At 65.2% G+C, this 21628-nt stretch carries 20 protein-coding genes; 9 read left to right on the forward strand and 11 right to left on the reverse strand.

Features of this window, described 5'->3' with window-relative positions; all coding sequences use genetic code 11:
* Window positions 1-73: 73 nt before the first annotated feature.
* Window positions 74-1453, reverse strand: a complete 1380-nt coding sequence (locus tag G455_RS23370; RefSeq protein WP_051312176.1) for a sensor histidine kinase — start codon at window positions 1451-1453, stop codon at window positions 74-76.
* Entirely contained in the window at window positions 1450-2109 is a 660-nt protein-coding gene (locus G455_RS0104945; RefSeq protein WP_028092670.1) for a response regulator, read from the reverse strand. The genes G455_RS23370 and G455_RS0104945 overlap by 4 nt, the downstream gene beginning before the upstream one ends.
* Window positions 2110-2254: 145 nt before the next feature.
* On the opposite strand from G455_RS0104945, the gene G455_RS0104950 reads away from it, so the two are divergent.
* The 6 genes from G455_RS0104950 to G455_RS0104975 all read left to right on the forward strand — a co-directional run bounded on the left by G455_RS0104950 (window position 2255) and on the right by G455_RS0104975 (window position 7522).
* Window positions 2255-2575, forward strand: coding sequence for a PepSY domain-containing protein (locus tag G455_RS0104950; RefSeq protein ID WP_028092671.1), 321 nt, complete (start codon window positions 2255-2257; stop codon window positions 2573-2575).
* Window positions 2576-2680: 105 nt separating this feature from the next.
* A complete protein-coding gene (locus tag G455_RS0104955; protein WP_028092672.1) occupies window positions 2681-3022 on the forward strand; it encodes a hypothetical protein in 342 nt (113 codons plus the stop codon).
* Between the two features lie 110 nt (window positions 3023-3132).
* Window positions 3133-3603, forward strand: a complete 471-nt coding sequence (locus G455_RS0104960) for a DUF2271 domain-containing protein (protein ID WP_028092673.1) — start codon at window positions 3133-3135, stop codon at window positions 3601-3603.
* A gap of 12 nt (window positions 3604-3615) precedes the next feature.
* Window positions 3616-5823: a PepSY domain-containing protein gene (locus G455_RS0104965; protein WP_028092674.1), complete on the forward strand. Its 2208-nt coding sequence runs from the start codon at window positions 3616-3618 to the stop codon at window positions 5821-5823.
* The gene (locus G455_RS0104970; RefSeq protein WP_028092675.1) at window positions 5804-6760 is read left to right on the forward strand and encodes an FAD:protein FMN transferase; all 957 of its coding nucleotides are present in this window, start codon (window positions 5804-5806) and stop codon (window positions 6758-6760) included. Before G455_RS0104965 ends, G455_RS0104970 begins: the two co-directional genes overlap by 20 nt.
* Window positions 6761-6823: 63 nt before the next feature.
* Window positions 6824-7522 carry a VIT1/CCC1 transporter family protein gene (locus G455_RS0104975; protein WP_028092676.1) on the forward strand — a complete coding sequence of 233 codons (699 nt, stop codon included), beginning with the start codon at window positions 6824-6826 and terminating at the stop codon, window positions 7520-7522.
* An 82-nt stretch (window positions 7523-7604) separates the two neighbouring features.
* Here G455_RS0104975 and G455_RS0104980 read toward each other — a convergent pair whose 3' ends face one another.
* The 9 genes from G455_RS0104980 to G455_RS0105020 form a co-directional block, all read right to left on the reverse strand.
* Entirely contained in the window at window positions 7605-8771 is a 1167-nt protein-coding gene (locus tag G455_RS0104980; protein ID WP_205620456.1) for an alpha-hydroxy acid oxidase, read from the reverse strand.
* The gene (locus G455_RS0104985; RefSeq protein ID WP_028092678.1) at window positions 8768-10060 is read right to left on the reverse strand and encodes a hypothetical protein; all 1293 of its coding nucleotides are present in this window, start codon (window positions 10058-10060) and stop codon (window positions 8768-8770) included. The genes G455_RS0104980 and G455_RS0104985 overlap by 4 nt, the downstream gene beginning before the upstream one ends.
* 2 nt (window positions 10061-10062) lie before the next feature.
* Complete coding sequence (locus G455_RS0104990; RefSeq protein ID WP_028092679.1) at window positions 10063-11061, reverse strand: zinc-dependent alcohol dehydrogenase; 999 nt, start codon at window positions 11059-11061, stop codon at window positions 10063-10065.
* A 3-nt stretch (window positions 11062-11064) separates the two neighbouring features.
* Window positions 11065-12387 (reverse strand): histidinol dehydrogenase, encoded by a 1323-nt coding sequence (gene hisD / locus G455_RS0104995; RefSeq protein WP_028092680.1) that lies wholly within the window; start codon window positions 12385-12387, stop codon window positions 11065-11067.
* 47 nt (window positions 12388-12434) lie between these two features.
* Window positions 12435-13232 (reverse strand): ABC transporter permease, encoded by a 798-nt coding sequence (locus G455_RS0105000; protein WP_028092681.1) that lies wholly within the window; start codon window positions 13230-13232, stop codon window positions 12435-12437.
* Window positions 13229-14182, reverse strand: coding sequence for an ABC transporter permease (locus G455_RS0105005; RefSeq protein WP_028092682.1), 954 nt, complete (start codon window positions 14180-14182; stop codon window positions 13229-13231). The genes G455_RS0105000 and G455_RS0105005 overlap by 4 nt, the downstream gene beginning before the upstream one ends.
* 152 nt (window positions 14183-14334) lie before the next feature.
* Window positions 14335-15432 carry an ABC transporter substrate-binding protein gene (locus G455_RS0105010; protein ID WP_028092683.1) on the reverse strand — a complete coding sequence of 366 codons (1098 nt, stop codon included), beginning with the start codon at window positions 15430-15432 and terminating at the stop codon, window positions 14335-14337.
* 33 nt (window positions 15433-15465) lie between these two features.
* Entirely contained in the window at window positions 15466-16608 is a 1143-nt protein-coding gene (locus tag G455_RS0105015) for an ABC transporter ATP-binding protein (protein ID WP_051312177.1), read from the reverse strand.
* A gap of 116 nt (window positions 16609-16724) precedes the next feature.
* Entirely contained in the window at window positions 16725-17501 is a 777-nt protein-coding gene (locus G455_RS0105020) for an SDR family NAD(P)-dependent oxidoreductase (protein ID WP_051312179.1), read from the reverse strand.
* Window positions 17502-17576: 75 nt separating this feature from the next.
* On the opposite strand from G455_RS0105020, the gene hisC reads away from it, so the two are divergent.
* From hisC to hutH, 3 genes are all read left to right on the forward strand, one after another.
* Window positions 17577-18695, forward strand: a complete 1119-nt coding sequence (gene hisC, locus G455_RS0105025) for a histidinol-phosphate transaminase (RefSeq protein WP_028092686.1) — start codon at window positions 17577-17579, stop codon at window positions 18693-18695.
* A gap of 142 nt (window positions 18696-18837) precedes the next feature.
* Window positions 18838-20016, forward strand: a complete 1179-nt coding sequence (hutI, locus tag G455_RS0105030) for an imidazolonepropionase (protein ID WP_035366181.1) — start codon at window positions 18838-18840, stop codon at window positions 20014-20016.
* The gene (gene hutH, locus G455_RS0105035) at window positions 20009-21538 is read left to right on the forward strand and encodes a histidine ammonia-lyase (RefSeq protein ID WP_028092688.1); all 1530 of its coding nucleotides are present in this window, start codon (window positions 20009-20011) and stop codon (window positions 21536-21538) included. The genes hutI and hutH overlap by 8 nt, the downstream gene beginning before the upstream one ends.
* The last annotated feature ends 90 nt before the right edge of the window (window positions 21539-21628 follow it).

Genomic DNA, 21628 nt, shown 5'->3' on the forward strand with positions numbered 1-21628 from the left:
TTCTCGTTTGCCCCATGGGCTCGTGTGGCGATTGCTTCACACGAGAAGACCGCGCGGATACCGCAGCTTCATATTATACGTCGGCCTCAGAAAATTTTGTCGGCCCCAAGACAGTTTTTTCTTTCACAGCAACCGGCAACTGCACCTCGGCAAAAAATCCGTCCTTGGCCCCCGGCAGTGGCGACACCAGGCGAAGCGCCCCTCCGGTGCGCTCGGCGATGGTCGCCACGATGGCAAGACCCAGACCGCTGCCGCCACCCTGCGTCGTGCCGCGTTCGAACCGCCGCGCCAGCCGATCCAGAACGTCACGCGGCAGCACCGGCGCCTCATTGGCGACGCTTAGCCGCCCGTCAGAGCTCAGACCGATACGGATCGGAGCACCGGGGCGCCCATGGCGCAGCGCGTTGTCAGTCAGATTTCGCAGAACAATCCCGAAAGCGTCTGGATCGAGATCGGACAGCACCGGCCATTTCGGCAGGGTCAATTCAAGCCTGCTGTCCGGCGCTTGCCGGCCCAGATCCTGCACGATCATCTGCAGCACCGGCCTCAGATCCAATGGGTGATCGCCGCGCAGCCGCCCGCCTTCTGCCCGGGCCATCTGCATCAACCGTTCCGATACGCGGGTCAGACGCTTCAGCGTCACCTCGATGTCATCGGCGCGGCGCCGCGCTTCGGGGTCGGCGGTCTCCGCCTTCAGGCGCTGCGCCTGGGCGATGGCCCCGGCCAGCGGCGTCCTGAGCTCATGCGCGGCATTCGCGGCAAAGCTGCGCTCGGCATCGAAGGCGGCCCTGAGACGCACCAACAGATCATTCATCGTATCGGCCACCGGTGCGATCTCGGCAGGCAGATCCGGGGCCGGCACCTGCGACAGATCGCGTGCGCCACGCGCGGCCAACGCAGCGCGGAACCGCCGCAGCGGGCCGAGGCTGGCCCGCACGCTCAGCGTCACCGCGATCAGCGCCACGGGAAGCGCGATCAACAGCGGCAATCCCAGCCCCATCTGCAGCTCCCGGGCCACATCTGCCCGATGCTCCAGCGGCTCAGCCACGGTGATGCGGATACTGCCCCGCAGCGCATCGTCGTTATAAAACCGGTGTGTGGCGCTCTGCCGGAAGCCGGGGCCATCATAGGCCGGGAACACCGCCGGATCAGCGCTGTGCGATTGCAGCAGGATACGGCCCTGCCCGTCGCGCACCAGATAGGTGAAGAATTCGTCATGCGCCCGGATCGCGCCAAGCCGCTGGGTCACGCCTTCGTCCTCGCGCGCGACGATCTCGGTCGCGGCCAGGGGCAGCAGGCGCTGCGCGGTCTCCTGCAGGCTGGCGTCAAAGACCACGTCCATCTCGCGACGCAGCACCAGCGCGGTCACCGAGGCGGCGGCCAGCCACAGGATCGTCAGCACCAGCCCGATGCCGATGGCCAGCCGGGCCTGAAGACTGCGCGGCCCTGTCATCCCGCCCCCAGCCGATAGCCCAGGCCGCGCTCGGTCTCGATCACCCCGGCGCCCAGCTTCTTGCGCAGCCGGCTGACATGCACCTCGATGGTATTGCTCTCGACCTCGGAACCGAAGGCATAAAGCTTGTCTTCAAGCTGGGCTTTCGACAGCAATTGCCCCGGACGCTGCAGAAAGGCCTCGAACAGCGCCCATTCCCGCGCGGTCAGTGTCACCGGTCGCCCCTCGCGCAGGACCGAGCGCGCGGCCAGATCGACCTCGAGCCCGCCATGGGTGATGATCGGATTGGGATTGCCGGCATAGCGCCGCGCCACCGATCCGATGCGCGCCGACAGCTCTGCCAGATCGAAAGGCTTGACCATATAGTCGTCGGCGCCGGCATTCAGCCCCTCGATCCGGTCGCTGATCTGGTCGAGCGCGGTGAGAATGATCACCGGCGTCACGTCCCCCCGGGCTCGCAGCACCCTGAGAAAGGGAATGCCGCGCCCGTCCGGCAGCATGAGGTCGAGCAGCATCAGATCATAGCCTGTGCCAGAAAGCGCCTCGGTCGCGGCGTCGAGCCGGGTCACCCAATCGACAGACTGGCCGTCGCCGGCGATCTGATCGCGCACGGCGGCGCCCAGAACGGTATCATCCTCGATCAACAGAATGCGCATGCGTCCCCGGGCCTTTCCTGTTTCCCATGCCCCTAGGCGATCAATCTGACAGCAAGCTGACCGCCGCAACAGGGGGTCTTCAGGATATCGTCAGCTTGGGCTGCCATATATCATGCGAACATTGCCGCTGGACGGAGCATGCCACATGAAGAAATCGCTGGTCATCATTTCCTTTGCCGCCGTGACCGCCCTGACCGGAGCCGCGCGGGCCGGGGACGACTGCTATGTCCCCATGGCAGACTGGCAGCCCCGGGCGGCAGTGGCACAACTGGCCGAGAGCAAGGGCTGGGCCGTTCGCCGCATCAAGATCGATGACGGCTGTTACGAGATCAAGGGTCAAGATGCAGACGGTCGCCGGATCGAGGTCAAGCTGGATCCGGCCACGCTCGATGTGCTGGAGATCGAATACGAGGATGATGAACACCGACATCACGATCGCGATCGTGACCACGGCAAGGGAAACTGACCCTTCCGTTCCTGACGCCAGGCTGACGCAGAAAATGCGCCGCCGTCAGGAAAGCCTCAGACTGCGGGTGCAAATCTGGGTCATCGGATGACAAGGAGACCCGACATGAAAAAGACCATCGCCCTGCTCGCTGCCTCGACGGCGCTGACCGCCGTGATCGCCTTGCCGGCCCTGAGCGACACCCGCCGCCCCGACGAAGAGAAGGGGGTTTTCGCCGCTCTCTTCGGGGAAGACGGCGATGGGATGCGCCACTGGTTCGTCAGCGATGACGACGATGACGACGATGGCGAGAAAGAGCATGGCCATTCCCGCAAGGATCGTGACGATGATGACGACGACGATGACGGCGCCCGTGGCGGCATGAACCCGGCCCCCGCCGGGACCAGCGCGCCGCCGAAAAACGGGCTGTTCGGCAGCGGCGCAGCGCCGCAGGTCCAGGTCAATTGACAATCAGTGGCCTGACAGACCCACAAAACGCTGCGACGATATCAGCGAGCCGTCAGGTCAGACTGACATAGTCGCGGCGACCCGCCATCCACCTTTGAAAGGCAGACAGCATGAAACCCCTTCTGACCACCCTCGCCCTGACCACCGCGCTGACCGCTCCGGCGATCGCGCTGGCCCGGCCGGTGACCTTCACCACCGCCATGACGAATTACGGCGGTGACGGCGCCTATCTGGCCTATTACGTCACCGACGCCTCGGGCGCCTATGTCGGCAGCCTGTGGATGGCTGGCGGCAAGTCGAAGTATTACAAGCACCTCACCGACTGGTATCGCGCCACCGGCGGCGATACCGCCGAGATCAACGGCATCACCGGCGCCAGCGTCGGCGCCGGGCGGCAGCTTGAGATCACGCTCGATCTGGCGGATGCGCTATTCGACGCGGGCTATACCCTGCATATCGACGCCGCGGTCGAGGACATGCGCGACAGCCCCAATGAAATTGCCGTGCCGCTGACCGCCCAAGGCGCCGGCAGCGCCGTCAAGGGCCGCCGCTATATCGCCGATTTCACCTATAAATACTGACGGAGGCCCGCGATGCTCCGCTTCGTTCACCGCTGGCCCGGCCTGCTGGCCGCGCTGTTGCTGTCGCTGCTGGCGCTGAGTGGCGCGACGCTCTCCGTCTTTCCGGCGGCGGAGCGTCTGGCCGCGCCGCAAGCGGTGAGCGGCCAGAGCGTCGCCGATCTGGCCAGCCGGATTCAGGCCGCTTATCCCGGCGTGGAACAAATCCGGCGGGCGCCTTCGGGGCAGATCACCGCCTATTGGTTCGACAATGGCCAACCCGGCGCCGCGGTGATCGACCCGGCCACCGGCCAGGCGGCGGGATCGGCGGACCCCAATCAGACCCTGCGCTGGCTGACCAACCTGCACCGATCGCTGTTTCTGGGCGATGGCGGCCGGCTGACCATGGCGGCGGGGGCGGCGATGATGCTGGTTCTCTGCCTCTCGGGCGCGCTGCTGGTGGTGCGGCGGACAGGGGGCTGGCGGCGCTGGTTCGCCCACCTGCGCGGCCCGCTGGCCGGGCGGCTGCATGTGGAGATCGCCCGTATCGCCCTGCCGGCGCTGCTGCTCTCCTCGCTCACTGCGCTGTGGATGACCGCCTCGACCTTCGGACTGCTGCCCGAGGGCGACAGCACCCCCGCTTTTCCGACGGAGGTGAGTGGCCAGATCGACGCGCCCCTGCGCGACATGCCCCTGCTGGCCGAGACGCCGGTGTCCGAGCTGCGCGATCTATCCTTTCCCTATGCGGGCGATACCACCGACGTCTTTAGCCTGACCACCGCCCAGGGCAGCGGATACATCGACCAGGGCACCGGCGCCACGCTGGCCTGGGCCGACTTGAGCGGCTGGCAACGGGCCTATGAGACGATCTACATGCTGCACACCGGTCAGGGGGCCGCGGGGCTGGGGCTGCTCCTGGGGCTGATGGCGCTCGGCGTGCCGACGATGGCAGTGACCGGGGTGATCCTCTGGCTTGCGGGCCGGCGCGGACGGCCACGGATACGCCACAACGTGGCGCCGGGGCGGGCCGACACGGTGATTCTGGTCGGATCGGAAAGCGGCACCACCTGGGGCTTTGCCGCCACGCTGCAAGCGGCGCTGAGCGCTCAGGGTCACAGCATCCATGTGGCGCCGATGTCCTCTTTCCTGCCGGATCGCTATGCCCGGGCGCAACGGCTGCTGATCCTTGCCGCCACCTATGGCGAGGGCGCCGCCCCGGCATCCGCCAAAGGGTTCCTCGACCGGCTGAAACGACTGCCGGCGCGTCCCGGCGTGGCGCTGGCCGTCCTCGGCTTCGGCGATCGCAGCTTTCCCGCCTTCTGCGGTTTCGCCGGGCAGCTGGCTGAAACGGCCCGCGCCCGCGGCTGGCAGGAACTGATCCCCTATGACACCGTAGACCGCCAGTCATCGCAGGATTTCGCCCGCTGGGGCCGCGCCCTTGGCACCGCGCTGGGGCTGGAGCTGGAGCTGGCGCATGTGCCGGTGATCCCGGCGAGCCTGCCGCTCAGCCTGATCTCGCGCCGCGACTATGGCGCCGAGGTGCAGGCGCCCACCGCCATCCTGCGCTTTGCCCTGCCGCCCCGATCGCTCTGGTGTCGGCTGAGCGGGCGCGGCTTCGGCCGCTTCGCCCCGGGCGACCTGCTGGGCGTGCTGCCCGAGGGTTCCGAGGTGGCGCGCTTCTATTCGCTGGCCTCCGGCTGCCGCGACGGCTTTGTCGAGATCGCGGTCAAGAAACACCCCGGCGGGCTCTGCTCGGCACAGCTGATGGCGCTGCAACCGGGCGACAGCGTGCGGGCCTTCATCCGCCGCAATCCGGATTTCCGACCCGGCCCGGGCAAGGCGCCGCTGATCCTGATCGGCGCCGGCACCGGGGTGGCGCCGCTGGCGGGTTTCCTGCGCGGCAATACCCGGCACCGGCCCGCATGTCTGATCTTCGGCCTGCGGCACCCGGACAGCGATTTCCTCTATCGCGAAGAATTCGCCACCTGGCAGCAGGACGGTCGGCTGACCCGGCTGCTGCCGGCGGTGTCGCGCGGAACAGCCCCCGCCTATGTGCAGGACCTGGTGCGCCGCGAGGGGCCCGAGCTGGCCCGGCTGATCCGCGACGGCGCCCGGGTGCTGGTCTGCGGCGGACGCGAGATGGCCAGCGGCGTCACCACCGCCTTGGCCGAGGTTCTGGCGCCATTTGGCACCACACCGACCGATCTGAAGGCAGAGGGGCGCTATGTCGAAGACGTCTACTGAGACCCGCCAGGCGCTGAACGGCCCCACCATGGGCACCCGCTGGTCGGCGCTGGTCTTTGCGCCCGAGCCCTTCGATGCCGCGCCGGTGCGCGCGGCGCTGCAGGCCGCGGTCGACCGGGTCGATACCCAGATGTCGCTGTGGAAGCCCGACAGCGATCTGCTGCGCCTGAACGCGGCGCCGGTGGCCGAATGGGTCGCGGTGCCGCCCGAACTGATGCAGGTGCTGCAACTGGGGCTGACGGTCGGCGCCGCCTCGGGCGGGGCCTTCGATCTGGGCTTGGGCGATGCGGTCACCGCCTGGGGCTTCGGCCCCGAAGCGGCCGACCCCGCGCGCATCCGCGCTGCCTTGCAGGCGGACCGGCGCCCGGCGCATGAGATCCTCACGCTCGACCCCGCCGGCGGGCGCATCCGCAAGGAGGCACCGCTGCAGATCGACCTGAACGGCATCGCCAAGGGGTTCGGCGTCGATCAACTGGCCGAGGTGCTGCGCCAGCAGGGCGTACCCGCCGGGCTGGTCGGCATCGACGGCGAGATGCGCGCGCTGGGGCTGCGCCCCGACGGCCAGCCCTGGACCGTCGCGGTCGAGGCGCCCGACCATGACCGCCGCAGCCCGCAGTCGATGCTGGCGCTGGAAGAGGCCGCCGTCGCCACCTCGGGCGATTATCGCCATTGGGTCGAGGTTGGCGGGAAACGGCTGTCGCATACCATGGACCCGCACATAGGCGCGCCGCTGCAGGCATCTCCGGCCTCGGTCACCGTTGTCGCGCCCCGCTGCGCCGAGGCCGACGCCTGGGCCACCGCGCTGATGGTGCTGGGCACTGAGAAGGGGGCGGCCCTGGCCCGCCGGATGGGGCTGAGCGCGCTATTCCTGTCGCGTGGCCCCGATGGTGTCACCCCCCTTGGCATCGGCACGCTTTTCGCTGAACCGCCGACATAGACTCTGATAGACCCGTCTCCGACACCTCTCTTTCTCCAACACACAGCCAGAAGGATCGCGCCAATGAGCCGCCTCAGCCATTCCGAAAATCACATGGTCCATCGCATCGGGTGGTTGCGCGCCGCCGTTCTGGGCGCCAATGACGGCCTTGTGTCGACCTCGAGCCTGGTGGTCGGGGTTGCCGCCGCCGGCACCGGCGCGACCGAAGTAATGCTGGCCGGCCTTGCCGGTCTGGTCGCCGGCGCCATGTCAATGGCGGCCGGCGAATATGTCTCAGTCAGTTCGCAGGCCGATGCGGAACAGGCCGATCTGGCGCGCGAACGACGCGAGCTTGAGGACATGCCGGAAGAAGAACTGGAGGAACTGACGATGATCTATGTCGAGCGAGGGCTCGACCGAGACCTGGCCGAACAAGTGGCGCATCAATTGACCGAACGCGACGCGCTTGGCGCCCATGCCCGCGATGAACTGGGAATTTCCGAAACGATCGCCACCAATCCTATCCAGGCGGCTCTGGTGTCTGCACTGACCTTCTCGGTCGGTGCAGTGGTGCCGCTGATCGTGGCGATCCTGGCGCCGCCCATGCAGATTTCGCTGATCGTCGCGGTGGCCACCCTGCTGGCGCTGGCGGTTCTGGGCGGACTTGGCGCCTCGGCCGGGGGGGCCGGAATGGTGCGCGGCGCGTTCCGCGTCACCTTCTGGGGCGCACTCGCCATGGCAGCAACGGCGCTGGTCGGCACGCTCTTCGGTGTTGCCGTCTGACACCAGGCGCTGGCCGGTACCTCTGCGCCCCTCACATCGCGCGGTCGCGCGTCAATCCGAGGGCGCAGAGGGCCGCCGGCCTTCAGGCCTGAAACGGCAGAACCAGATTTCCCTCCTGCCGCAGCTCTGCCAGGCTGGACAGCCCCATAAGCTGCAGGGTGATCCCGATCTCAGCGCGCAACAGTCGGAACAGGTGATCCACCGCTGCCTCGCCTCCGGTCGCGACCGCCCAGGCGAAGGGGCGCCCCATCAGGACGAAATCCGCGCCCAGCGCCAGCGCCTTGACGATATCGGAACCGCGGCGGAACCCGCTGTCGACATAGAGCACAGGGCCCTCTCCCAGCGCCCGGCGGATGTCTGCGACGCGGGAAATCGCCGCCATCCCGTGATCGAGCTGCCGACCGCCATGATTGGACAGGACGATCCCATCCACCCCTTCGGCACGCGCCCGCTCGGCATCGGCGGGATCGGATATCCCCTTGATGATCAGCCGGCCCTGCCAATCGTCGCGCAGCCGGCGCAGTTTCTCCCATGTCAGATCCTTGTCGAGCCGGGCCGACAGGTTGCCAGCCTGCGCCAGCGCACCCTTGCCGAATTCGGGCCGCCCCGCCACCAGCTCGACCTCGGGGAAACCGCCCCTGAGCATTTCAAAGGACCATGCCGGACGTCGGGCGAATTGCCACAGCAGCGCCGGCGTGATCCGGTCGACGCTGCGAAACCCGTTGCGCACGTCGCGTTCACGCACCGAGGTGATCGCGGTATCCACGGTAAGAAAAATCTGTTCGACCCCACTGGCGCGACAGGCCGCAAGGTATGAGGCGTTCACCTCGGGATCGCGATCGAGATAGAGCTGGAAATCCGGGGCCCGCCCGGTCGCCCTGGTGATGGTCTCAAGCCCGTTGATCGAAAAGGTCGACATCACATAGGGCACATTGTGACGGGCAGCAGAGCGTGCGACGGACACATCCCCATCACGCCGGTAGAGCCCCAGAAATCCCACGGGGCCCGGTCCGAACGGCAGATCCATCTTTCGCCCGCCCGGACTGACCGACAGCTCTGGATCGGCAAGCGGCCGCAACACCCGCTGACTGAGGGCATAGCGATCGAAGCCGACCCGGTTGCGCGCCAGGGTGGTTTCGGAAAATGCCCCACCCTCGATATAATCCGCGAAGATCCGCGGCAGTCGTCTCCGCGCCAGACGGGCAAAGTCGTCGACATTCACCACACGCCGCTCGAGCTGACGCATCATGGGCGCACCCGGTCGAAGAAGGCGGTAAAGATATCTTCCCCCGACACTGGCCGCGATCCCGCCGCCAGGGCCACCGACAGCCCGATGGCCGAAGACACCGGCGTATGCCGCTCACCGCCCTCGCCTGCATTGAGGTTCATGACCAGCGTCGGCGACAGGAACAGGCCGATGCGGATCACGTCCTCCCAATCCTCGGGCAGCAGCTGCTTATCAGCCAACTCGCGCAGCCAGGGTTTCCAGAAATGCGTTGCCTTGGCCTGCAGCAAATCGGCCCGCAGCGGGCTGATCCGCCAATCGGTGTCGATCAGCACCCGGTCGCCCTCCAGCCGAACCGAGGCGCGATAGGTCTCGGTCGCCATCTCGGGATTATAGAGCCAGAGCGGATGCGCGAAGATATTGTGAAAGGTCGATTTCACCTCGGCCAGAAGCGAGGGCACCTTGTCGCCGGCGAAGGCGGGATCGAAAAAGGACAGGTGATCCGCCTCGGCCCCGCGTTCGTACCAGACATTGGCGTTATGGGCGTCACCATGGGCGACGATCCCCCCCGCGTCCGCCAAGCGTGCCGGCGCGTAGCGGCGGTGTGCCAGATCGAACATCTCTCCCAGGCTGCGATCATATTCGAGCCCGTTGATCACCGGCCCCGCGGTGCTGAGCCGGTCCCAGCCGATCGACACGCCCCCGGGAAAATCGAAACGCTTGCCGACATAGAATTTGGCCAGCCGGCCGCCGGGAAAATGCCGATCCCCAGGATCGACCAGACGTTCATGAAACAACCGGTGAATCGGCTCGGCCGCGGATTGCTCTGCCGTGATCGGACCCAATGTGCGGCGGGCGCAATCCAGGATGCTGTCGTTCAGCTCGGCCTCGGCCGGCACTGCCCGGGCGGCCGCCTCTGCATCCGGCGCCCGGTCAAGATCGAACAGCACATCGGAAAATCGCTGTTCGTCCCGGCGGGCATAGACCAGAAGCTGTTCACCCGGCAGCGTCGAGATATAGATCGGCTGATCCACAGGCAGGCCAGCGCGGGCCAAGATATCAGCGCGGTAATATTCTCCGCGCATCTCCTCTTCGCCCTCTTCCTGGTGGAACTTGAAAAAGTAATCCTTGCCGTCAGAGGAAAAGAACCCGTTGAGCGAATTCAGAGAATACTGATCGAAGTTGATCCGCAGACCGGTCACCGGAATGTCGAACAGCCCGGCGATGAACTGTTCCAGCTCGGTCTCGGCGGCGGCGGCGTCCTGCCGGGCCAGCGCCCGGATCTGCGCAGTGCGTGATGCGGGTATCGCCATTCTCAGCCCTCCTGACAACGGATGATGGTTTTCAGTCCGGCCACCTCGGCGCCGATATGGCGGCGATAGGCATCCGGCACCTCGTCAAGGCCGATCTCCTCGGCAATGAAGGCATCCAGCGCGCCGGCCAGCTCCGGCAGCATATCGCGAATGTCGGCCAGATCCCGATCGGTGAAGGCATGACAGCCCAGCAGCGAGATTTCGCGTTCGACCAGCGTGACCGCATCGACCGAAGGCAATGCGGCGCCGATGCCGACCAGAGCGATCGAGGATGCCCCCGCAACCACCGCGATCAGCGCCCCTATCACTGTGGCGTTCCCCGTGGTCTCGATGGCGTGGTGCAAACGCTGGACCGGCAGATCCTCAAGCGTGGCGATCTCGGCCCCGGTCGCGGCGCTGACAAGGCTCGCCCGCGCCGCGTTGCGGTCGATCACCTGCACCGGATGCCCGGCCCGCCGCGCCAGCAGCGCGGCAAGCCCGCCGATCGGGCCACATCCGGTGATCGCGATCACCGCCCCCTGTGGCGCCGACAACCGGCGCAGCGCATGCAGGGCAACCGCCAGCGGCTCGGCCATCGCCAGATGCCGGTCGGCCACCCCGCCTGGCGCGCGCAACAGATTGCGCGCAGGCAGGGTCACGGCCTCGGCAAAACCGCCGTCGATGATCTCGCCGAGAAAACCCAGGTTTTCGCAAACCTGGCCCAGCCCGTCACGGCAGGCCGGACACTCACCGCAAAGATAGCGACTGTCGACGATCACCCGATCCCCCGGCGAGACATGGGCAACCCCCGCACCACAGGCGGTGACCACACCGGTGAATTCATGGCCCGCAACCGAGGGCGCGCGGGAGATCCAGGCGCCGGTGCGGAAGTTGTGCAGATCAGAGCCGCAAATGCCCGCCGCCGTCAGCGACAGGCTCACCTCATCCGCGGCGGGGGGCGCCGGCGGGGCGATGTCCTCGACCCGCAGATCCTCGACACCGTAAAGCCGGACCGCACGCATCGCTCAGCCCTTCAGAAAGCGTTGGCGCATATCGCTGACCGCATTGGCATGCGACGAGAAGCCTTCGTATTCGGCCAGTGTCTTGGCCGCGGATGCCATCTGCGAAAAGCCCTTTTCGGTGACATAGCCGATCGAGCTGCGGCGCACGAAATCACTGACCGACAGCGGCCCGTAGGTATTCGCCCCGCGCGACGTCGGCAGCACGGCATTCGGGCCCAGCGCGAAATTCGCGATCGACACCGGCGTATGCGTGCCCATCAGGATTTCCGAAGCCTCGGTAATATCCCCCAGATATTCGAAGGGCTTGGTCGACAGGATTTCAAGGTGCTCGGGCGCGTATTCGTTCACGAAGGCACAGGCATCCTCCATCGTCTCGGCCAGGACGATACCGCCCGATGTCCCGGTCAGCACCGTGCGGGAGAATTCGACGCGCTGTTCGGTCATCTGCCCCCAAAGCTCGGGCAATGCCTCGAGCGCCTCGGCCACCACGCGTTCCGAGCTGGTCACCAGCCAGGCCGAGCTGTCGGGGCCATGTTCGGCCTCGATCAGCAGATCCAGCGCCGCCAGACCGCCCGATACGGTATCGTCCGCCAGAATGACGCATTCCGAGGGGCCCGCCGGCAATCCCGGGTCGATCACACCGGCCAGAAGCCGCTTGGCCGCCACCACCCAGGGGCTGCCCGGGCCGACGATCTTATGCGCCTTCCTGACCGTTTCGGTGCCATAGGCCGCCGCCGCCACGGCCTGCGCCCCCCCGGCCTTGTAGACGGTTTCGACCCCGGCGATCCGTGCCGCGACCAATGTCGCCGCATCGACCTTGCCGTCAGGTCCCGGCGGGGTGAAGATGGCCAGGTTCGGCACCCCTGCCACCACGCCCGGCACCGCTGTCATCATCGTCACCGAAGGAAACGAGCCCTTGCCCCGCGGCACATAGAGCGCCACCGAATTGATCGGCAGAAAGCGGTCACCGGCGAAAGCGCCCGGGCGCACCTCTTTCAGCCACATCGGCTCGGGCGCCTGTTCCTCGTGAAAGCTGCGAATGTTCGAAATCCCGAAGCGGATGGCTTCGATCACCTTGTCGTCGACCAGACCAAAGGCTTCATCGAATTCGGCCTCGGATACTTTCAGCGTGTCTTTCGTTACCGCCGCCTTGTCGAGCTCGCGCCCGAAGCGCACCAGCGCCTCGTCGCCCTCAGTCCGCACCGCGTCCAGGATCGGCTGCACCTTCTCGAGAAAGAAGGACAGATCGGATTCCGAGCGTTTGACCAGCCCAGCTCGCTCTTCCGCGGTGAGGGAGTTCAGCCGCTGGACATTGACTTGAGACATTTGGATTCCTTTCCTGTTGCGCCGACGGCCAGCAGCCGCCCGCCGCATCATTTGGATTTGAGAAAGATTTCGAGACCCACGAGCTTGTCGAGCAACCAGACCGCGATCAGGGCCACCACCACGAAGACCGAAGAGATCGCCGCCAGGTCGGGCGTGATGATCGAACGGATGTTGTTGTAGATCTGCACCGGCAGGGTGACCGTGCGCGCGTCGGTCAGCAGCAGGCTGACCAGAAATTCAGTCATCGCCAGCACGAACATCAAAAGGCCGCCGGTGATCACCCCCGGCATCACCCCGGGCAGGGTCACGTGCAGAAAGGTTTCGATCCGCCCGGCACCGCAATTGGCGGCGGCCAGCTCAAGATCGGAATCCAGAACTGCGGCAGAGGAAGAGACCGACCAGATGATGAACGGCAGGTTGATCACCGCGCAGGCCAGCCCCACCGGCCAGACATGCCCCAGGATGCCCCAATTACCGAATACCAGCATCATGCCGATCCCCGACCCGATCAGCGGGATGGTGAAGGGCAGCAGCAGATAGATCTGGATCAGGCTGGTGAAACGCAACCGATAGCGGGTTAGTGCGATGCCGGCAAAGGTCCCGACCGGCACCGAAATCACCAGACAGACAAAGGCGACGATCAGCGACCGGCCGAAGGCGCCGCGGATATCGCGGGCCAGGGCGATCTTTTCGTACCATTTCAGCGAAAACCCTTCAGGCGGGAAGGCGATCATATTGCCGCTGGTGACCGAAGCCCCCAGCACGATGATGGTGGGCAAGGAGAGAACCAGGATCGAAAACCAGACCAGACCCCAGAACACCCGCCGCTGCGTTGCGCTGATCATTTCTTCTCTCCCATTCCGAGGGTGCCGGCGCCGAACAGCCCGATGATGACCGCGACCAGGACCGAGCCCAGCGCCACCAGCAACAGCGCCAGTGCCGATCCGAGCCCCTGATCCGCGGTGCGGAAGAACTGGTCATAGATCGCATTGGCGATGAAATCCTGCGATCCCCCGCCCAGCATCGCCGGCATGGCGAAATCGGTCAGCGACAGGGTCATGACCACCAGGCTCGCCCCGACGATCCCAGGCTTGGCCATCGGCAACACCACATGGCGCATCGACCGCAACCAATTCGCCCCCAAAGAACTGGCGGCCGTTTCGGTCTCCTGCGGGATCGAGGTCAGCGCCGGGGCCAGCATCAGCACCGCGAAGGGCAACATGTATTGCACCAGCCCGAAGACCACGGCGGGAAAATTGAACAGCAACCGATAGGGCCCCACGCCGATCAGACCGAACACATCGTTCACCGCCCCCGAGGTGCCCAGAACGATCAAGATCCCATAGGCGCGCACCACCTGGCCGATGAAGAACGGCAGGAACAACGCGATCAGCAACAGCTTGCGCACCCAGGCGCGCGGCGTGCGCACAAGGACATAGGCGAAGGGAAAGGCCAGCAGCAGCGTGAAAACAACCGTCCAGACCGCCCCTTGAACCGATCGCCAGATCACCTTGAAATAGGTCGCGCTCTGCCAGATCGTGCCGTAATTGCTGAGCGTATACTCCTCGGACGGCAGGAAGGTATTGCGGTCCAGCACATGCAGGGAACTTTCGGCCATCTGCCACAGGCCCAGCACCAGGATGCCCACCAACAGCAACGCCGGCAACAGCAGCAGCCAGCCGGTAAAACGACCAAAGCGTCTGGGCCAGACGATTTCAAGCAACCGTTCGGCGCCATCCATCAGGCGCCATCGCAGCGGATAGCGGAAATCTGAATTATCGGGGTCAGTGGTCATTCCGGTGGGTCCTGAACCATGCAGCCGCCCCGGAGCCGGATCGCCCGGGGGGCCGCGCCTTTCACCGGCCGCAGCCAGTGTCTTCGGATGTCTTCGGGGCATTCGACGGGCGCGCAGGAAAGGGCGCGCCCGCTATCATCTAGTGGCAGGGATCAGCCCTGCATGATTTCTTTGAACCGGGCGAACCAATCGCTTTCGTTCTGCACCTGAACCTTGGCCGAAATCCGGATCAGATGTTCGAAATCCTCGGGCGTGGTCGGGTAGGAGGGATCCGCCTCGAGACCGGCGGGCGGGGTCAACCCCGGCACCACCCCCGGCAGGCCGAGCCCGTCGAGCCAGACCTGCTGCGCCTCCTTGGTCAGGGCGAAATTCACATATTGCTTGGCCCAGTAGAGTTCGTTCTCGGGCAGGCCCTTGGGCACCCAGAGACCATCTGTATCGAATTTGCAGCCCTCGACCGGCACGGTCCAGGCCAGGTCGATGCCGTTCTTCTTGGCCGCCAGCGCGTTAGTCGAAATGGTGCAGGCCGCGTCGATCTCGCCGTTCTGGAACCAGTTGGTGAAATCGGGGTCTTCTCCCAGCAGCGGTTCTTGCGCCTTGATCTGACGCACGAAGTCCCAACAAGCTTCCATGTTGTCGGGAATGTCGGACAGCTTGCCGCCACCGGCCACCTGCGCCGGGAAGTGGAACCCGATACCGTCGTTGTAAAGTGCGATGCGCCCCTTGAGCTTCGGATTCAGCAGGTCCTTCCAGGAGGTCGGCGCCCCGTCAGGGAAGGCCTCGGGCCGATAGGCCAGCACATAGACATAGCCGTAGGTGTTGACGATGGGATAGCCATCCAGCCCCACCGGCTTGGCGAGCTCTGTTGTATTCTTCAGGTTGGACAGATCGGAAAGATCCTCAGTCACCCCGCGCAGGGCGGATTTGGTGGCGTTGGTGGTGGTGTCCCAGTTGACGTGGATCGGAGGCATCCGCTTCTGCGCCACCGCCGCCCAGAGCTTGGGCTGGATTTCGTTATCCTCGGTCAGATCGTGGCGAACAGCGATACCGGTCATCGCGGTGAACGGATCAGAAACGCCCTTCTTCAACGCCTCGACCCATTCGCCACCCCAGGCGCGCACGATGATTTCCTTCGGTTTTTCGGGCTCTTGCGCGAACAGACGGCTGGCAGGCAGGCCCGACAGCAGGGCCGCGCCGCTGGTCGCCATCCCCGCCTGCAGCATCGTGCGACGTGTGAGTTTCTTTGACATCTCAGTCCTCCAGTTGGTGAAGTGCCGCTCTTCTTAATCTGCGGCTTTGAAAACCTTAAGATCTCCTGCCTTCCAGCCGATCCAGACCTGCTGGCCGACCTCATACAGATCGAAGGCCTCGGGATCGTGGTGATAGATCTGGAAATCGACCCCCGGCAGAATCGGAGAAGCGGCGGTGTAAAGCAGCCGTTCGCCCTCGAAAATCACATCCTTGATCGCGACTTGCAGAACCGTGTCGCAATGCGACAGCCCACCCTGATCCTGATCGATCCGGATCTGTTCGGCCCGGATGGCACCACGCCCCCGCTGCCCCGTCTGCAAGCCGACCGAAACCGGCGTGCCCCGCAGCAGGCTGCCATCGGCGGCGTGCATCCCGCCCTCGGCCACCTGCCCGTCGATGAAGGTGGACACCCCCAGAAACGAGGACACAAACAGATTCTCCGGTGCGCGATACATCTCGACAGGCTTGGCGTGCTGCTGAATGATCCCGCCATCCATGACGATGATATCGTCGGAAACCACCAACGCCTCGCGCTGATCATGCGTGACATTTATGGTCGTCACCCCCAGCTCGCGCTGGATGCGGCGGAATTCAAGCTGCATCTCTTCGCGCAGCTTGCGGTCGAGCGCGGCCAGCGGTTCGTCCAGCAACAACAGTTCGGGTTCGAAAACCAATGCCCGGGCGATGGCAACCCGTTGCTGCTGCCCCCCCGACAACTCGTTCACCCGCCGTCCGCCGAAATCGCCCAGCTTGACCAGATCGAGGAATTCGCGAACCCGGGCCGGTGTCTTCGCCGGGTTGAACCGGCGCATCTTCAGCGGAAAGGCGACATTCTCGGCCGCCGTCATATGCGGGAAAAGCGCCAGTTTCTGAAACACCATACCAACGGATCGGCGGTGCGGCGGCGCCGCATCGACCGGCTTACCGCCGATGGTGATGTCGCCTCGGGTCGGGCGCTGAAACCCGGCAATCATCCGTAACAGCGTGGTCTTGCCCGACCCGGACGGGCCCAGAATGGTCAGAAACTTGCCCTTTTCCAGATCGAAAGAGGCCCGGTCCACCGCAGGAGAGGAACCTGACCCGAAATCCATCGTGACATCGCGCACGCGGACCGCATGGCTTTGCCCGGCAACCGCCGTCTTCGTCACTTCGGACAGGATCGGACTCGCTCTCATTCTCTCACCTCTCCTCGAGGATAGTCTCGCAATGATAGACTAGACGGGATCGGCACCAATTTGTATATACTTATTTGGGGACCAATCGGTTTCAGACAGGGTTTGCGAGGAATCGCCTAAATCGTAGACAGATATCCACCGTCAATGACTATACATTGACCAGTGACATAGGCGGAAGCCTTCCCCCCAAGAAACAGCACCGCCCCGATCAAATCGTCGAGTTTTCCCAGCCGCCCCAAGGGCACCTTGGCTGTCATTGCCGCCACCCAATCGGGATCCTCATAGAACACATCGGTCAGCCCGGTATGGAAATATCCCGGCGCGATGGCATTCACCCGGATGCCTTTCGGCGCCCATTCCGCCGCCAGTGCCCGCGTCATCCCCAGCACCCCGGATTTCGACGCGCTGTAAGGCACCGCCGTCGGCACGCCGACGAAAGAAGTCAGAGAAGCCAGGTTGACGATCGCCCCGGCGCCACGCACCGCCATCCCCGCGGCCACCGTCTGAGCGACGAAAAACGCGCCTTTCAGGTTGGTATCGACAATGCGATCCCACAGCGCTTCGTCGATATCGGCGGCGTCGCAAACCTGTTCGATCCCGGCATTGTTGATCAACACATCCACATCGCGCAGCCCGGCAAGCTGCGCCCGCACCGCGCCGACATCGCGCTGATCGATGCCGAGGCATTGCACCGCGGCCCCCAGATCACGTGCAGCAGCGGCCGTGTCGTCCAGAGATGCAGCATCGCGCGCCGTCAGCACCAGATCGGCGCCCACCCGGGCAAAGCCCAGCGCCAACGCCTGCCCGATGCCCCGGCTTGCCCCGGTGACCAGAATCTTCCGGCCGCGAAACCCGAACTGCTCCGCCAGATATTTGTCGATTGAGTTATCCATTCTCGCTTTCAACGCCCCCACTATGTATATACTTAATTATAAAACCTCATTCGCATCGCATCAACGGAGAGCTTCATGACTGCGCCCCATGTGAAACTGCGCCCGGAACTCGCACCTTTACGAACCTACAATGCGGGCCTCAGCCTCGAGGCCGTCGCGGACCGCTGCGGCGGCGGCCCCATCGCCAAACTCGGTTCCAACGAAAACCCGCATGAAATCTCTCCCCAGGTCAAAGCCGCCATGGCTCAGGCCGTCGAAACGGCCTTTCTCTATCCCGATCCCACAGCCGGACGCCTGGCGCGAAAGATTTCCCACGAAACCGGCGTGGCTGTCGAGCGGATGATTTTCGGGGACGGTTCAGAAGACCTTCTGAACGTGCTGGCCCGCACCCTGCTACAGCCCGGCGACGAGGTGGTGACATTGTACCCCTCTTTCCCGTTACATGAAGATTACGCACAGATGATGGGCGCAGCGGTGACGCGAATCGAGCTGACCCACGACCACCGGATCGACATCGACGCGCTGCTTGCCGCCGCCGCCCGCCCGGTCCGGTTGATCCTACTGGCCAATCCGATGAACCCCGCCGGCCTGTGGCTGTCGGCCGATGACCTCGCCCGCCTGCTTGCCGCGCAACACCCCGATAGCGTGCTGTGCCTGGACGAGGCCTATGTCGAATACGCCAAGGGCGGCGATTTCGAACCAGCAACCCGCTGGCTGCGCGACCATGACAAGCCGCTGCTGATCCTGCGCACGTTTTCAAAGGCTTACGGTCTTGCCGCCCTGCGCATTGGCTATGGGTTCAGCAACAGCGACGATCTGATCGGCGGCATGAATCTGGTCCGGACGCCGTTCAACGTCAACGCCGTGGCCCAGGCCGCGGCACTGGCCGCGCTGGATCAGCCCGAACATGTGGAGACCGGAGTTCGGGACAGTCTGGCCGAACGCGACCGGATGGCGGCCGCCCTGAGCGATCTGGGCCTGACGGTGCTGCCGTCGAAAGGGAACTTCCTGTTCGTCGACTGTGGCCGGCCCGCGACCGAACTGGCCGATCGGCTGCTTGATGCCGGGGTGATCGTCAAACCCTGGAAACAAGAGGGATATGAGAGCTTCATTCGTGTTTCCGCCGGCCTGCCCCCTGAAAACACCCAGTTCCTCGACGCCTTGACCCGGCTGCTCGCCGCGCCAGGCCTGTGATATCCTGGATGGGCGCCGCCGCATATCCGGCGCAGCGCCCTCCCTCGCAAAGCCGCTGCAGTTTCAGCTTTGCGCAGCGCTCAATTATGTATATACTTAATGAAAACTCCAACAGCAGGAGAGAGTCGTGTCGCGCAAACGCATCTGGATCAACGCCAGGCTGGGCCCCAGCCTCTCCGGAACGGAGCACCTGCAAGACATCGTCGTCGAAGGCGGACGCATTGCCGCCATCGGCGCCGGGCTGTCCCGCGACGGCGGCGAAATCCACGACTGCGACGGCCGGCTGGTGACCCCCGCCTTCATCGACAGCCATACTCATCTGGTTCATGGCGGCGACCGCGCGCGGGAGTTCGAAATGCGACTCGAGGGGGCCAGCTATGAAGAAATCGCCCGCGCCGGCGGCGGCATCGCCGCCTCGATGCGCGACACCCGCGGGCTCGATGTCGACGGGCTGGTGGCACAAAGCCTGCCCAGGCTCGATGCGCTACTTGCAGAAGGCTGTTCGACCGTGGAAATCAAATCCGGCTACGGGCTGACCGTCGAGACCGAGCTGACCATGCTGCGCGCGGCCCGTGCCCTGGCCGACCGCCGCGCCGTGCGGATCAAGACCACCTGGCTGGCCGCCCATGCCATGCCCCCTGATTTCGATGGCAGTAAATCGGATTATATCCATGAGGTGGCGATCAAGGGGCTCGACCGCGCGCACGCCGAGGGGCTGGTGGACGCGGTGGATGCCTTCTGCGAGGGGATCGCCTTTTCGGCGGCAGAGATCGAACCGCTGTTCGATCGCGCCCGCGCGCTCGGCCTGCCCGTCAAACTTCATACCGAACAGCTCAGCCGATCCGGCGGCACCGACCTCGCTGCACGCTATGGTGCGCTATCGGTCGATCACTTCGAATATGCCGGCGCCGAAGAAGTCGCGGCGATCCGCGCCTCGGGCACTGTGGCAGTTCTGCTGCCCGGCGCCTTCTACATGTTGCGTGAAACCCGCAAGCCTCCGCTGGATCTGCTGCGCCAGGCCGGCGTTCCGATCGCGCTGGCGACCGACTGCAACCCTGGCACCTCTCCGATCAGCTCACTTCTGCTGACGATGAACATGGGGGCGGTCCTGTTCGGAATGACTGTCCGGGAATGCCTGCAGGCCGTCACCGCGAATGCCGCCCGCGCGCTCGGGCTGACGGAAGAAACCGGGCGATTGCTGCCCGGGCTCTCCGCCGATTTCACGATCTGGGATGCCGCGTCGCCGGCGCAACTGGTGAACCGGGCAGGCTTCAATCCGCTCCACACCCGTATCTTCAAAGGATCCGTTCAGAATGGTTGAAATCCTTATCCCCGGCGCCGTGACGCTGAAGACGCTTGCGAAAATCTACTGGCAACAATGCCCTGCCGCCCTGTCCGACACGGCGTTTCCCCGGATGGAGCGCGCCGCCGCCCGGATCGAAGAGGTCGCCGCGGGCAACGCACCGGTTTACGGGGTGAATACCGGCTTTGGCAAACTCGCCTCGATCCGCATCGAAGCGGCGGACGTGGCGACATTGCAGCGCAACCTGATCCTGTCGCATTGCTGCGGTGTCGGCGCCCCTCTCCCCCCCGAAATCGTGCGGCTGATCATGACGCTCAAGCTGATGTCGCTGGGGCGCGGGGCGTCGGGCATCCGCACCGAGGTGGTCCGGCTGATCCAGGCAATGCTGGAACGGGGCGTGCTGCCCTTGATCCCGGAAAAGGGATCGGTCGGCGCATCCGGTGACCTGGCGCCGCTGGCCCATATGACCGCCGTGCTAATCGGCGAGGGCGAGGTGCTCTATCAGGGCCACCCCCTGCCCGGCAGGGCGGCGCTGGAACAGGCCGGGCTCGCCCCGATCTCCCTTTCGGCGAAAGAGGGGCTGGCGCTGATCAATGGCACCCAGGTCTCGACCGCCCTGGCCCTGGCGGGATTGTTCCGCGCCACCCGGGCGTTGCAGGGGTCGATCGTGACCGGCGCGCTGTCGACCGATGCGGCGATGGGTTCCACTGCGCCCTTCGCCGCCGAAATCCACGACCTGCGCGGACATCAGGGCCAGATCGACGTGGCCGGCGCGCTGCGTCATCTGCTGGATGGATCGGAAATCCGCAACAGCCATGTCGATAACGACGAACGGGTGCAGGATCCCTATTGCCTGCGCTGCCATCCCCAGGTCTCCGGCGCCTGTCTCGATCTACTGCGCCAGGCTGCCCGGACACTCGAGATCGAGGCCAATGCCGCCACCGACAACCCGCTGGTACTGTCGGACGGCGAGGTCGTCTCGGGCGGGAACTTCCATGCCGAGCCGGTGGCCTTCGCCGCCGACCAGATCGCGCTGGCAGTGGCCGAAATCGGTGCCATTGCCCAACGCCGCATCGCCATGCTGGTCGACCCGGCGCTGAGCTTCGGCCTTCCTGGGTTCCTCACTCCGAAACCCGGGCTCAACTCCGGGCTGATGATTGCCGAAGTGACCTCTGCCGCCTTGATGAGCGAGAACAAGCAGCTCGCCCATCCGGCCTCGGTCGATTCGACCCCGACCTCTGCCAATCAGGAAGACCACGTGTCGATGGCCTGCCATGGTGCCCGGCGCTTGCTGCAGATGACGCAGAACCTGTTTCACATCGTCGGGATCGAAGCACTGACCGCGGCGCAGGGGATCGACCTGCGCGGGCCACTGCGGACCTCGCCAGTACTGAACCAGGCGATCACCAGCCTCCGGGCCGAGGTTCCGCCACTGACCGAGGATCGCTATATGGCACCGGACCTGTCCGCGGCGACCGACCTGATCCACAGCGGCGCCCTGGTCTCGGATGTCGCGCAGCATCTGCCGGACGTCTTCTGACATGCCAATCTTCTCCCCCAGCGCGGACCGCCGCAGCCGGCCGACCAAACGCCTGACGACATCCTGATTGCGGCCGAGGCCGCGCCCCAC

Origin of the sequence: Pseudodonghicola xiamenensis DSM 18339 (assembly GCF_000429365.1) — a bacterium.
Taxonomy (GTDB): Bacteria; Pseudomonadota; Alphaproteobacteria; order Rhodobacterales; family Rhodobacteraceae; genus Pseudodonghicola; species Pseudodonghicola xiamenensis.

Bases quoted from the DNA above. Each gene is read 5' to 3' on its own strand.
- G455_RS0105010 (WP_028092683.1), bottom strand. From the start codon at position 15,432: ATGTCAAAGAAACTCACACGTCGCACGATGCTGCAGGCGGGGATGGCG.
- G455_RS0104985 (WP_028092678.1), bottom strand. From the start codon at position 10,060: ATGGCGATACCCGCATCACGCACTGCGCAGATCCGGGCGCTGGCCCGG.
- G455_RS0104965 (WP_028092674.1), top strand. From the start codon at position 3,616: ATGCTCCGCTTCGTTCACCGCTGGCCCGGCCTGCTGGCCGCGCTGTTG.
- hutH (WP_028092688.1), top strand. From the start codon at position 20,009: ATGGTTGAAATCCTTATCCCCGGCGCCGTGACGCTGAAGACGCTTGCG.
- G455_RS0105015 (WP_051312177.1), bottom strand. From the start codon at position 16,608: ATGAGAGCGAGTCCGATCCTGTCCGAAGTGACGAAGACGGCGGTTGCC.
- G455_RS0104980 (WP_205620456.1), bottom strand. From the start codon at position 8,771: ATGATGCGTCAGCTCGAGCGGCGTGTGGTGAATGTCGACGACTTTGCC.
- G455_RS0105000 (WP_028092681.1), bottom strand. From the start codon at position 13,232: ATGATCAGCGCAACGCAGCGGCGGGTGTTCTGGGGTCTGGTCTGGTTT.
- G455_RS23370 (WP_051312176.1), bottom strand. From the start codon at position 1,453: ATGACAGGGCCGCGCAGTCTTCAGGCCCGGCTGGCCATCGGCATCGGG.
- G455_RS0104975 (WP_028092676.1), top strand. From the start codon at position 6,824: ATGAGCCGCCTCAGCCATTCCGAAAATCACATGGTCCATCGCATCGGG.
- G455_RS0105020 (WP_051312179.1), bottom strand. From the start codon at position 17,501: ATGGATAACTCAATCGACAAATATCTGGCGGAGCAGTTCGGGTTTCGC.
- G455_RS0104960 (WP_028092673.1), top strand. From the start codon at position 3,133: ATGAAACCCCTTCTGACCACCCTCGCCCTGACCACCGCGCTGACCGCT.
- G455_RS0104955 (WP_028092672.1), top strand. From the start codon at position 2,681: ATGAAAAAGACCATCGCCCTGCTCGCTGCCTCGACGGCGCTGACCGCC.
- G455_RS0104950 (WP_028092671.1), top strand. From the start codon at position 2,255: ATGAAGAAATCGCTGGTCATCATTTCCTTTGCCGCCGTGACCGCCCTG.
- G455_RS0105005 (WP_028092682.1), bottom strand. From the start codon at position 14,182: ATGACCACTGACCCCGATAATTCAGATTTCCGCTATCCGCTGCGATGG.
- G455_RS0104970 (WP_028092675.1), top strand. From the start codon at position 5,804: ATGTCGAAGACGTCTACTGAGACCCGCCAGGCGCTGAACGGCCCCACC.
- G455_RS0104990 (WP_028092679.1), bottom strand. From the start codon at position 11,061: ATGCGTGCGGTCCGGCTTTACGGTGTCGAGGATCTGCGGGTCGAGGAC.
- hisD (WP_028092680.1), bottom strand. From the start codon at position 12,387: ATGTCTCAAGTCAATGTCCAGCGGCTGAACTCCCTCACCGCGGAAGAG.
- hisC (WP_028092686.1), top strand. From the start codon at position 17,577: ATGACTGCGCCCCATGTGAAACTGCGCCCGGAACTCGCACCTTTACGA.
- G455_RS0104945 (WP_028092670.1), bottom strand. From the start codon at position 2,109: ATGCGCATTCTGTTGATCGAGGATGATACCGTTCTGGGCGCCGCCGTG.